This window comes from Kitasatospora sp. NPDC015121 (assembly GCF_055562955.1).
In genome coordinates, this window is sequence record NZ_JBVHEH010000001.1 from 1 (window position 1) to 12,761 (window position 12,761).

5 protein-coding genes are annotated in these 12,761 nt (G+C 71.5%); 3 read left to right on the forward strand and 2 right to left on the reverse strand.

The annotated features are described in order from the left end of the window. The 3 genes from ACZ3J7_RS00005 to ACZ3J7_RS00015 form a co-directional block, all read left to right on the forward strand. Nucleotides 1-2,496, forward strand: a 2,496-nt coding sequence (locus tag ACZ3J7_RS00005) for an FG-GAP-like repeat-containing protein (protein WP_465615115.1), incomplete at its 5' end; no start/stop codon positions are given. 267 nt (nucleotides 2,497-2,763) lie between these two features. Next, the gene (locus ACZ3J7_RS00010) at nucleotides 2,764-6,795 is read left to right on the forward strand and encodes a hypothetical protein (protein WP_465615117.1); all 4,032 of its coding nucleotides are present in this window, start codon (nucleotides 2,764-2,766) and stop codon (nucleotides 6,793-6,795) included. Between the two features lie 298 nt (nucleotides 6,796-7,093). Then, nucleotides 7,094-11,200 (forward strand): LamG-like jellyroll fold domain-containing protein, encoded by a 4,107-nt coding sequence (locus ACZ3J7_RS00015; protein WP_465615119.1) that lies wholly within the window; start codon nucleotides 7,094-7,096, stop codon nucleotides 11,198-11,200. 58 nt (nucleotides 11,201-11,258) lie between these two features. Here the strand turns inward: ACZ3J7_RS00015 and ACZ3J7_RS00020 are convergent, their stop codons facing one another. Both ACZ3J7_RS00020 and ACZ3J7_RS00025 read right to left on the reverse strand, forming a co-directional pair. Further along, nucleotides 11,259-11,534 carry a hypothetical protein gene (locus ACZ3J7_RS00020; RefSeq protein ID WP_465615121.1) on the reverse strand — a complete coding sequence of 92 codons (276 nt, stop codon included), beginning with the start codon at nucleotides 11,532-11,534 and terminating at the stop codon, nucleotides 11,259-11,261. A 51-nt stretch (nucleotides 11,535-11,585) separates the two neighbouring features. Then, a complete protein-coding gene (locus tag ACZ3J7_RS00025) occupies nucleotides 11,586-12,740 on the reverse strand; it encodes a Dyp-type peroxidase (protein ID WP_465615123.1) in 1,155 nt (384 codons plus the stop codon). Between the last annotated feature and the right edge of the window lie 21 nt (nucleotides 12,741-12,761).

Sequence of the window (12,761 nt, forward strand, 5' to 3'; positions counted from 1 at the left end):
CGCACCGGCACCGGCTTCAACGACGTCCTGTCCTACAACCCGACCACCGGCGCCGGCAGCATCCTCTACGGCAACGGCGACGGCTCCGCCCTCTCGCCCAACTCCGGCTCCCAGGTCAACGTCAGCACCCAGGCCTTCACCAACGGCACCACCGGCAACAAGGCCACCCAGACCGCCAACGCGGGCGCGCTCTACCAGAACGCCCTCCAGATGCCCGGCACCCGACCCGGCCTGCTGCTGCTCCTCGACGGCCAGCTCACCCTGTCCGCCTCGAACGGCGTCCCCGGCGCCTTCGAGTCCGCGGACGCCAGCATCCCGCTGACCACCACCAACCCCACCGGCAGCGGCACCTGGGCCGGCTGGACCATCCACACCGCCCTGGTCAACAACCTGCCGGCGCTGTACGCCCGCAACACCACCACCGGTGAGCTCTGGTACTACAGCCCCACCGTCCTGACCAACCTCACCGCCGCCCAGCTCGTGGGCACCAACGACCAGCCGAACACGCCGGTCAAGGTCGCCGCCAGCGGCTGGGACACCAACGCCAAGCCCGTCCTGCAGGCCGCCGACGTCAACCGGGACGGCACCGTCGACCTGTGGGCCGTCGCCGCCAACGGCCAGGCCACCTCGTACCTGTCCAACGGCACCGCGCTGACCGCCCAGACCGGCCAGAACCTGCTCACCCCGACCCACGCCTGGCCCCTCAACGAGGGCGGCGCCGAGGGCAGCCGGGTGGCCACGGTCGCCGACCGGTCCGGTTCCCTGCCGCTGACCGGCAGCGCCGCCGGCGCGACCTGGAACAACCAGGGCATCTTCAACCCGAACGTCCACCTGGCCTGGAACAAGTCCGGCGTGCTCAGCAGCTCGGCCCCGGCGGTCAACGCCGCGGCGAACTTCAGCCTGTCGACGTGGGTCAAGCCGGAGGACTACGGCGGCGTCGTGCTCTCCCAGGACGGCGTCAACACCTCCCGGTTCATGCTGTTCGGCGACGGCCCGGGCACGAAGCAGTGGCGGTTCTGCATCGCCACCGTCGACAGCGGCTGGTCCTACGACTGCGTGCGCAGCAGCACCATCCAGATCGGCGTCTGGACGCACCTCGGGGCGACGTACAACGCCACCACCCAGGAGATGGCGCTCTACGTCAACGGCATCAACGTGGCGGCCGGCACCCACGCCCCGGTCGCCGGGACCGACGGCAGCTTCCGGGTCGGCGACTACCTGAACACCGGCACCCACCAGGTGTACTTCCCGGGCTCCGTCTCGGACGTCCGCACCTGGGCCGGCACCACGCTGAGCCCCGACCAGATGGCGCGGCTCTCCGGCAACCCCGGCTACGTGCTGTTCCCCAGCGACGACACCAACTACCCCAGCGGCACCACCTGGACGGCCGGCCGCGCCACCATGTCGTTCCGCAACGGCACGCTGACGATCAACAACCCCGGCTACGGCACCTGGACCCTCGGCGGCGGTGGCACCTCCGCCTCGGTCCTGACCCTGCAGTCCGACGGCAACCTGGTGATCTACCCGCAGGCCTCGCACACCGGCACGCCGCTGTGGGCCTCGGGGACGTACAACAACGGCGGCGCCAGCATGTTCCTCCAGCCGGACGGGAACCTCGTCCTCTACCGGGCCGACGGAGCGCCGCTCTGGGACTCCGGGACCTTCAGCCGCGGTGCGAACAACAGCGCCGCCACCAACGAGTCCGGCGGCACCGGCAAGCTCCGCTACGCCGACTTCAACGGTGACGGCCGTGCCGACGCGATCACCATCTCCGACACGGGCGCCATCAACGTCAAGCTGAACAACGGCACCGACGGCCACGGCGGCTGGACCGACCTCGGCCAGGTCGCCTACGGCGTCACCAGCGACCGCACCAAGGTCCGGTTCGCCGACTTCGACGGCGACCACAAGGCCGACTACATCGTCTTCAACGGCTCGGCGGTCAGCATCTGGCTGAACAACGGCGGTGACGGCCGCGGCGGCTGGACCAACTACGGGCAGGTCGCCCTCGGTGCCATCAGCAACACCGACCAGGTCCGCTTCGCCGACTTCGACGGCGACGGCAAGACCGACTACATCGTCATCCAGGCCAGCGGAGCGGTCGGCGTCTGGCTGAACCGGGGCGGCGACGGCCACGGCGGCTGGGCCGAGGCCGGCCAGGTCGCCTCCGGCGTCACCAGCGACCGCAGCCGCATCCGCTGGGCCGACCTGGACGGCGACGGCAAGGCCGACTACACCATCGTCAACAACGACGGGAGCATCACCTCCTACATCAACCACGGTGGCGACACCGGCGGCGGCTGGGTCCTCCGCACCACCGTCAGCCTTGGCCACAGCACCACCCAGAGCCAGGTCGACTTCACCGACCTGGACGGGGACGGCCGCAGCGACTACCTGGTCGTCAACGGCGCCACCAACGCGTGGCTCTCCAACGGCGGCGACGACTTCGCCACCCCGGGCTGGACCGACTGGGGCCAGGTCCTCGGCACCGTCTGACCCACCCACCGGCCACCCAGGTGACCGCGAACCGGGCCCCGCTCACTCTCCGAGCGGGGCCCGGTTCGTCGTGATCGGCCCATCACGGGGGGGTGGTGCCTCCAGTATCCGGACACCAAACCGGATACCTCGTCACCAAACAAACATATCGTCAGCTCCGTATTCCGAAATCGTTCCCGTCGGGCTCTCCCGCATGGCAGGCTGCTTCCGCTCGACCACGAACTGGCCTTTGAGCTGGCCTTTTTCGACGATTAGGGATTGTTCATCATGACTCGACCGATACCGGTCGCTCCACCGGGACGGCTGCTGGCCGGCGCGGTGGCCGTCACTCTGGCGGCCGCGACACTCACTGTCTTCACCGCCACCGCGCAAGCGGAACCCGCCGCACCGGCCAAGGCCGCCGCGGGCAAGGCCGAGCCGCTGACGTCGGACCAGGCGTCCGCGCAGGCCCGCAAGACCGGCAAGGCGGTGAAGGCGGACGCGGCGACCACCGCGACCGACGAGCTGACCGCGAACCCGGACGGCACCTTCACCCTGACCCAGCACGTCACCCCGGTGCGCCGCTACCAGGACGGCGCCTGGAAGAACCTCGACGCCACCCTGGTCAAGCACAAGGACGGCAGCATCGGCCCCGCGCTGGCCGCCACCGACCTGGCCCTCTCCGGCGGCGGCACCGGCCCGCTGGCCACCATGAAGTCCGGCCCCGCCTCCCTCGCCCTGGAACTCCCGGCCGGCCTCGCCACCAAACTCCCCGCCCCGACGCTGGACGGCGCCACCGCGACCTACGCGCTGCAGGACGGCCTCGACCTGAAGGTCACCGCCGACACCCTCGGCGGGTTCTCCGAGGTCTTCGTCGTCAAGAACGCCAAGGCCGCCGCCAACCCGGCCCTGAAGAAGCTCGCCTTCAAGACCACCGCCAAGGGCGTCGACCTGGCCACCGACCAGGGCGGCAACATCACCGCCAAGGACAAGAGCGGCAAGACGCTCTTCTCCGCCCCCGCGCCCGGCAACGGCGTCTGGGACTCCACCACCGACCCGGCCGCCGCGACCGTCCCCGACGCCCGCACCGGTATCAAGCTCGACGCGAAGGCCGGTACGCCGGCATCCTCCTCACCCACCGAGGCCGGCGCCCACGCCCGCACCGGGCAGCTCAAGAGCGAGTACCGCGACGGCGCCATCACCCTCACCCCGGACGAGGCACTGCTGTCCGGCAAGGACACCGTCTGGCCGCTCTACATCGACCCCACCTACGCCGCCGGCGGCGGCCTCCAGAACTGGACGTACGTCAGCTCCGCCTTCACCGGCACGAGCTACTGGCGCACCAGCGACGCCACCGGTCTGCGGGTGGGCTACAACGGCTGGGACTCCCCGCTCTACGTCGGCCGCGCCTTCGCGCAACTGAGCGTCCCCTCGCAGTTGCAGGGCGCCCAGATCACCAAGTCGACGTTCTACGCCACCGAGACCTACGCCCCCTCCTGCAGCAGCCGCAACGTCGAACTGTGGTGGACGGGCGCCATCGGCTCCGGCACCACCTGGAACAACCAGCCGGGCTGGATCAGCAAGCTCGACACCAAGAACGAGGCCCACGGCTACAGCAGCAGCTGCCCGACCGCCGGCCTCGGCTTCAACGCCCTCGGCGCCATCCAGAGCGCCGTCAACAACGGCCAGTCGAACGTGACCCTCGGTCTGCGCGCCTCCGACGAGTCCGACAAGTACGCCTGGAAGAAGTTCCAGCCCTCGTCCATGTCGATGACCACCGAGTACAACCACGCCCCGACCACCCCGACCAACCTGAGCACGTCTCCGGCGACCTCCTGCACCGCCAACCCGCCCACGACGGTCGGCAACGGCGACGTGACGCTCTACGCCAACGTCGACGACGCGGACGGCGGCAGCCTCAACACCACCTTCACCGTGGTGACCTACTACGGCAGCTCGATCATCGAGTCCAAGACGGTCGCCGCATGGTCGGGCACCACCAGCGGCTTCGTGATCCCGCGGGCCGACCTGGTGAACGCGTCCAACGGCACGGCGACGATGTTCGCCTGGAACGTCTCGGCCAATGACGGCAGTGTCAGCGGCCCGACCTCGGGCGCCTGCCTGTTCATCTTCGATCCCACCAGCCCGGGCGCGCCGACGATCACCCAGTCCGCCAACCCGTCCTACACCGTCGGGACGGCGGCGAACTTCACCTTCACGGCGAACAGCAGCGGTTCGGCCCCGTCCAGCTTCCTCTACCAGCTGAACGGGGCGGCCCCCGCCTCGGTGGCGGTGGCCTCCGGCACGGCGAGCGCCTCGATCAAGCCGACCCGGGCCGTCAACACCCTGACGGTGACCTCGGTGTCGGCGGGCGGCAACGTCGGTGACACCGCAACCCTGATCTTCAACGCGGCCGCGCCCGCGACCGCCGCCGAGAACGACCTCACCGGCACCGGCCGCGCCGACCTCACCGTCGTCGGCGGCCAAGCCGGCCTGCCCTCCGGCCTGTGGCTGTCCACCGGTGTGTCCAGCAAGTCCGTCAACGCGGCGGCCAACAACATCGGTGTCCAGGGCACCGGCGCCAACGCGCCCGGCTCGGCCGCCGACTGGAACGGCACCCAGGCCGTCACCGGCCACTTCCGCACCGGCACCGGCTTCAACGACGTCCTGTCCTACAACCCGACCACCGGCGCCGGCAGCATCCTCTACGGCAACGGCGACGGCTCCGCCCTCTCCCCCAACTCCGGCTCCCAGGTCAACATCGGCGCCCAGACCTTCACCGACAGCACCAGCACCGCCAAGGCCGCCCAGGCCGCCAACGCGGGCGCGCTCTACCAGAACGCCCTCCAGATGCCCGGCACCCGGCCCGGCCTGCTGCTCCTGCTCAACGGGAAGCTCACCCTCTCCGCGTCGACCGGCGTCCCCGGCGGCTTCGACAACGCGGACGACAGCCGCCCGCTGACCACCACCAACCCCACCGGCACCGGTGACTGGGCCGGCTGGACCATCCACACCGCCCTGGCCGACAACGCGCCCGCGCTGTACGCCCGGAAGGCCAGCACCGGCGAGCTCTGGTACTACAGCCCCACCGTCCTGCAGAACATCACCACCGCCGCGTTGACCGGCACCACCACCCTGCCCAACACCCCGGTGAAGATCGCCGCCAACGGCTGGGACACCACCGCCAAGCCCGTCCTGCAGGCCGCCGACATCAACCGGGACGGCACCGTCGACCTGTGGGCCGTCGACTCCGCCGGCCAGGCGGTCGCCTACCTGTCCAACGGCACCGCGCTGACCGCCCAGACCGGCCAGAACCTGCTCACCCCGACCCGCTCCTGGGCCCTGAACGAGGGTGGGACCGAGGGCAGCCGGGTGGTGTCGAGCGCCGAGAACGGCGGCGGCCCCGCCATGGCCGGCGGCACGGGCGCGACCTGGAGCCGCAAGGACCTGTTCAACCCGGACGTGCACCTGGACGGCACCTCGTCCGGCGTCCTGAGCACGAGCAACTCGCTCACCCTCTCCGCGGACTTCACCGCTTCGGCGTGGGTCAAGCCGGAGGACTACGGCGGCATCGTGATGTCCCAGGACGGAAACCAGTCCGCGGGGTTCATCGTCTACGCGGACGCGTACACCAAGCAGTGGTACTACTGCATGTCGAAGGCGGACAGCAGTGCCTGGACCTACGACTGCGTCCACCACCCGGACGCCAACTTCGGGCTGGTGCAACTCGGGGTGTGGACCCACCTGACCGTCACCTACAAGGCGTCCACCCAGGCGATGGCGCTGTACGTGAACGGGGCCGAGGTCAACTGGGGCACCCACACCCCGGTCACCGGCTTCAACGGCAGCTTCCGGGTCGGCGACTACATGTACAACAGCGGCCACAGCACCTTCCTCAAGGGCGCGGTCTCGAAGGTGCAGCTCTGGAAGGGGACCACGCTCACGCCCACTCAGGTCGCCCTGCTCTCCGGCACCCCGGGCTTCGTGTCGTTCTCCAGCGACGACACCAACTACCCCAGCGGCTCCAACTGGAGCACCGCCCGCGCCACCATGACGTTCAACGCGGGCCTGCTGACCATCACCAAGGCGAACGGCACGACGTGGAGCCAGGGCTCGACCGGCCACCCGAACGCCGTGCTGACCCTGCAGGAGGACGGCAACTTCGGCATCTACCCGCAGCCGACGCACACTCCGGGCACCGGCCTGTGGTCAGCGGGTATCGTCTCGCCGGGTGACAGCATGCTGCTGCTGCCGACCGGCAACCTGGTGATCTACCAGCCCGACGGCACCGCCATCTGGGCCTCCGGCACCTACAACTGACGCCGCCGCACCCACGCGTGGGCCCCACCGCCGCAGGCGGTGGGGCCCACGTCTTCTCGCCCCGGCGAACGGCGGCCGACCGGTCCCTGCCGCATTCCCTTGAACCTGATCTGCGCTTTGCCGAACTTTTACCGATGCGGCCGATTCCAAATCGGTCAAACAAGTAGCAATCTCACTTTCCGTCAGGCGAGTGCGCGAAAACGGTGAGCGCCTGTCCGGGCCTCGTGGCAGGCTGCTTCCGCTCGACCACGAACTGGCCGCTGAGCTGGCCTTTTTCGACGAATAGGGACTGTTCACCATGTCTAGACCCATACCGGTCTCCCCGCCCGGACGGCTGCTGGCCGGCGCGGTGGCCGTCACTCTGGCGGCCGCGACACTCACTGCCTTCACCACCACCGCGCAAGCGGAACCCGCCGCACCGGCCAAGCCGGTCAGTGGCAAGGCCGAGCCGCTGACCTCCGACCAGGCGTCCGCGCAGGCCCGCAAGACGGGTAAGGCGGTGAAGGCGGACGCGGCGACCACCGCGACCGACGAGCTGACCGCCAACCCCGACGGCACCTTCACCCTGACCCAGCACGTCACCCCGGTGCGCCGCTACCAGGACGGCGCCTGGAAGAACCTCGACGCCACCCTCGTCAAGCACAAGGACGGCAGCATCGGCCCGGCGCTGGCCGCCACCGACCTGGCCCTCTCCGGCGGCGGCACCGGCCCGCTGGCCACCATGAAGTCCGGCCCCGCCTCCCTCGCCCTGGAACTCCCCGCCGGCCTCGCCACCAAACTCCCCGCGCCCACCCTGGACGGCGCCACCGCCACCTACGCGCTGCAGGACGGCCTCGACCTGAAGGTCACCGCCGACACCCTCGGCGGCTTCTCCGAGGTCTTCGTCGTCAAGAACGCCAAGGCCGCCGCCAACCCCGCCCTGAAGAAGCTCGCCTTCAAGACGAAGGCCAAGGGCGTGGACCTGGCCACCGACCAGGGCGGCAACATCACCGCCAAGGACAAGAGCGGCAAGACGCTCTTCTCCGCCCCCGCGCCCGGCAACGGCGTCTGGGACTCCGCGACCGACCCCACTGCAGCGACCGTCCCCGACGCCCGCACCGGCCTGGCCCTGGACGCCAAGTCCGGCTCCCCCGCCAAGTCCTCGCACCTCGACCCCGGCGCCCACGCCCGGGCCGGGAAGCTGAAGAGCGAGTACCGCGACGGCGCCATCACCCTGACCCCGGACGAGGCACTGCTGTCCGGCAAGGACACCGTCTGGCCGCTCTACATCGACCCCACCTACTCCGCCGGCGGCGGCCTGCAGAACTGGACGTACGTCAGCTCCGCCTTCACCACCACCAGCTACTGGCGCACCAGCGACGCCACCGGCCTGCGCGTGGGCTACAACGGCTGGGAGTCCCCGCTCTACGTCGGCCGCGCCTTCGCCCAACTGAGCGTCCCCTCGCAGTTGCAGGGCGCGCAGATCACCAAGTCGACGTTCTACGCCACCGAGACCTACGCGCCCTCGTGCAGCGGCCGCAACGTCGAACTCTGGTCGACGGGCGGCATCGGCTCCGGCACCACCTGGAACAACCAGCCCGGTTGGAACAGCTGGCTGGACACCAAGAACGAGGCCCACGGCTACAGCAGCAACTGCCCCACCGCCGGCCTCGGCTTCAACGCCCTCGGTGCCGTCCAGAGCGCCGTCAACAACGGCCAGTCCAGCCTCACCCTGGGCCTGCGCGCCTCTGACGAGTCGGACAAGTACGGCTGGAAGAAGTTCCAGCCCTCGTCCATGTCGATGAGCACCGACTACAACCACGCCCCGACCACCCCGAGCAGCCTGCTGACCTCGCCGGGTACGGCCTGCGGGGCGTACACGCCCACCGTGGTCGGCAACGGCGACATCACGCTCTACGCCAACGTCAACGACCCGGACGGCGGCAGCCTCAACGCCGAGTTCACCCTGGTCAAGGACAGCACCGGCGCCGTCGTCACCTCCGGGACCCCGAGCGCCACCTCCGGGACCTCGGCCGCGCTGCTGGTCCCGCGCGCCACCCTGGCGAACGCGGCGACCGCGGGTCAGATCACCACCTTCTCCTGGTCCGTCCGGGCGTCCGACGGCAGCGCCTGGAGCTCGGCGGCCGGGCCGTGCAAGTTCTCGGTCGACCTCAGCGCCCCCGGCCAGCCCGGCATCACCCAGAGCGCGACCTCGTACAAGGTCGGGACGGACGCCGGCTTCACCTTCACCGCCAACTCCTCGGCCGCCTCCCCCGCCAGCTTCCTGTACCAGCTGAACGGCGGCGCGCCGAAGACGGTCGCGGCTTCCTCCGGCTCCGCCACGGTGACGATCAAGCCGACCCGTCGGGTGAACATGCTCACCGTCACCGCGGTCTCGCCCGGCGGCAACGTCGGCGACACCGCGCTCCTGCCGTTCAACGCGGACGCGCCCGCGACCGCGCTGGACGGTGACCTGACCGGTCAGGGCCGGACGGACCTCGTGGTGGTCGGTGGCAAGGCGAACCTGCCCGCCGGTCTGTGGCTGGCCGCCGGTGCGAGCACCAGCACGGTCAACACCGCGGCGGACAACATCGGCATCAAGGGCACCGGCGTCAACACGTCCGGCTCGGCCGCCGACTGGAACGGCACCCAGGCCGCCACCGGCCACTTCCGCGACGGCACCGGCTTCAACGACGTGCTGTCCTACAACCCGGCCACCGGCGCCGGCAGCATCCTCTACGGCAACGGCGACGGCTCCGCCCTCTCGCCCAACTCCGGCTCCCAGGTCAACATCGGCGCCCAGACCTTCACCAGCGGCAACAAGGCCACCCAGGCCGTCAACGCCGGCGCGCTCTACCAGGCGGCCAACGCGATGACCGGCACCCGGCCCGGCCTGCTGCTCCTGCTCAACGGGAAGCTCACCCTCTCCGCGTCGACCGGCATCCCCGGCGGCTTCGACAACGCGGACGCCAGCGTGCCGCTGGCCGCCACCAACCCCACCGGCACCGGCGACTGGACCAACTGGACCGTCACCACCGCCCTGGTCGACAACCTGCCGGCGCTGTACGCCCGCAACACCACCACCGGCGAACTCTGGTACTACAGCCCCACCGTCCTGCAGAACATCACCACCGCCGTGTTCACCGGCACCACCACCCTGCCCAACACCCCGGTGAAGATCGCCGCCAGCGGCTGGGACACCACCGCCAAGCCCGTCCTGCAGGCCGCCGACGTCAACCGGGACGGCACCGTCGACCTGTGGGCCGTCGCCGCCAACGGGCAGGTCACCTCGTACCTGTCCAACGGCACCGCGCTGACCGCCCAGACCGGCCAGAACCTGCTCGCCCCGACCCACTCCTGGCCGCTGGCCGTCGCAGGGGCCGAGGGCAGCCAGGTGGGCACCGCGCCGGACACCGTCGCCACCGCCCACCTGACCGGTGCCGCCGGCGCCACCGTCGGCACCCGGGACTTCTTCAGCCCCGACGTGCGCCTGGACGGCAGCGCGACGGGCCACCTGACCGGTTCGGCCGCGGTCGCGCTCAACGGCAGCTTCTCCCTGTCGGTCTGGGCCAAGCCCGCGAACGGCGCGAGCGGCACCGTCCTCTCCCAGGACGGCGGCCAGACCCCCGGTCTGAAGGTCTTCGCGGACGGTTCCACCCACCAGTGGGCGTTCTGCATGGCCACCGCCGACACCGCCTCGGCCGCCACCGACTGCGCGCGTCCGGCGCCGGGCTCCGGCGTCGTCCAGTCCGACGTCTGGACGCACCTGACCGCCGTCTACGACGCGCCCTCGCAGACCATGACGCTGTACATCAACGGCGTCTCGGCCGGCACCAAGGCGCACGCCCCGGTCACCGGCTTCACCGGCACCTTCCGGGTCGGCGACTCCCGCGAGTCCGGCAGCGGCTTCAAGGGCGCCGTCTCCGGCGTCCAGAGCTGGGGCGGCAGCGCCCTGACGGCCGCCCAGGCCGCGGCCCTGTCGGGCACCCCCGGGTACGTCCTCTCCCCGGGCGTCTCGATCAGGAACAACCTCAGCGGACGCTGCCTCTACGTCTCCTGGCGCGTCTCGGGCGACGGTGCCGGGGCCCAGCAGGCCGACTGCGACAACACCTACGCCGACCAGCTGTGGAAGATCGAGCCCGTCGCGACCGGCGGCTACCAGATCCGCAACGTCTACAGCAACCGGTGCCTGTTCGTCTCGCACTTCAACCCGGAGAACGGCGCCTCGGTCGGCGAGATCGCGTGCGACCCCCAGTACTCCGACCAGGTCTGGTACCTGGACCCGGTGTCGACCGGCGGTTACCAGATCCGCAACGTCTACACCAACCGCTGCGCGTTCGTCTCCTGGCGCACGCCCGAGTACAACGCGTACGTCTACCAATACGACTGCACCCCGGTCTACGCCGACCAGGTCTGGATGATCTGACCCCGGACGGCCCCCGGACGGCCGGTCCGCCCCGCCGGGGCGGACCGGCCGTTCCGCGCTACCGGCTGTCGCCGGCCCAGTCCCAGCGGCGCGGGTCCGCCTCGCGCGGCTCGTAGCGGGAGGTGCCCGCCCCGCCGTACCGGCCCAGGTGGGTGGGCAGGTCGGCACCGGCGGCGAGGGTGTCGGCGGCCCAGCCGGTGACGTCCAGCAGCAGCCCGTCCAACGGCCCGCCGACCAGCTCCCGGTACGCCCGCCCCGGGCGCGGCCCGGGGTCGTCGTGGTCGGCCCCGTAGACCCGCCCCCGCAGCAACTGCTCGCTGTCGCGTTCGTCCATGCCCCCAGGCTGACACCCGCGACCGACAACCCGCCCCGGACGGTCCCCGCCCTACAGCCCCTCCCCCAGTGCTCCGCCCTCCCGTGCCCCCGGCAGCACCCACGCCACCGCCGAACCGGTGTGCGCCAGGAACGGCGTGAGGGCGTCGCGTTCGGCGAGGCGGGTCTGGACGCGGGTGAAGAGGGCGGGGTCGCGGAGGAAGGCGAGGAAGAGGAGGCCCCGGTCGGTGGGGGTGTCGTCGTAGGACCAGCCCCGGCGGAGCATGCGGGTGCCGCCGTCGAGGCGGGGGCTGCTGAGGCGGACGTGGGAGGTGGCGGGGATGACGTAGGAGCCGTCGGGGTGCTTGGCGTAGATGTCGGGGTCGTCGTGTTCGGCGGTGCCGGTGAGGGGGGCGCCGGTGTCGGTGCGGCGGCCCATGGCGCGTTCGCGGCCGTCGGCGGGGAGGGCGGCGAAGGCGGCGGTGTCCATCCGGATGCGGCGGTAGACGAGGACGGTGCCGTCCTGGTGCCAGAGGTCGGGGTCGGCGGGGTCGGGGTTGGCGGTGCCGTCCTTGAAGCCGAAGAGGTTGCGCGGGGTCTGCCCGTCGGGGGCGGGGGGCAGGAAGCCGCTCTGGTGCCAGCGCAGGGTGGCGCCGGCGGTGCCGGCGGCCGTGAGCAGGTGCTCGGTGAGGATGCCGGTGGTCCAGGGCTGTTCGGTGCTGACCTGGAGCAGGAGGTCGCCGCCGCTGCGGGCGGGGTCGAGGCGGTCGCCGGGGAGGGCGGGGAGTTCGGTGAGGGTCTCGGGGGCGGGCAGGCGGAGGCGGCCGGCGAGGGCGGGGCCGATCGCGGCGAGCGAGGTGGTGGGCGGGGTGCCGGTGAGCCGCGGGTCGGCGAGGCTGCCGTTCGCCGCCCGGGCGAGGACGTCGCTCGCGGCGGCGAGCAGGGTGCGCAGCGCGGCGCGGTCGGTGTCGGCGGGCAGGTCGAGGGCGAGCAGCCGGGTGGCGGGGAGTTGGCGGTGCAGGACGCCGGACTGCCGGGCGCCGTGGAAGGGGACGGGGGGTGGCGGTGCGGCGGCGGCCGCGGGCCGGTCGTCCCGGGTGAGGAGGGTGGCGGCGCCCGCGCCGGTGGCGGCGGCGAGTGCGGCGCCGGCGGTGAGCAGGGCGCGGCGGTCGATCCGGGGCGGGTCCGGTGCGGTGCGGTGCTGCGGGTTCCCCGGTTCGGTGTGCATGGCCGTCATTGCAGACGATAG

Coding starts and splice junctions, on each gene's coding strand:
- ACZ3J7_RS00010 (WP_465615117.1), top strand. CDS start 2,764: ATGACTCGACCGATACCGGTCGCTCCACCGGGACGGCTGCTGGCCGGC.
- ACZ3J7_RS00015 (WP_465615119.1), top strand. CDS start 7,094: ATGTCTAGACCCATACCGGTCTCCCCGCCCGGACGGCTGCTGGCCGGC.
- ACZ3J7_RS00020 (WP_465615121.1), bottom strand. CDS start 11,534: ATGGACGAACGCGACAGCGAGCAGTTGCTGCGGGGGCGGGTCTACGGG.
- ACZ3J7_RS00025 (WP_465615123.1), bottom strand. CDS start 12,740: ATGCACACCGAACCGGGGAACCCGCAGCACCGCACCGCACCGGACCCG.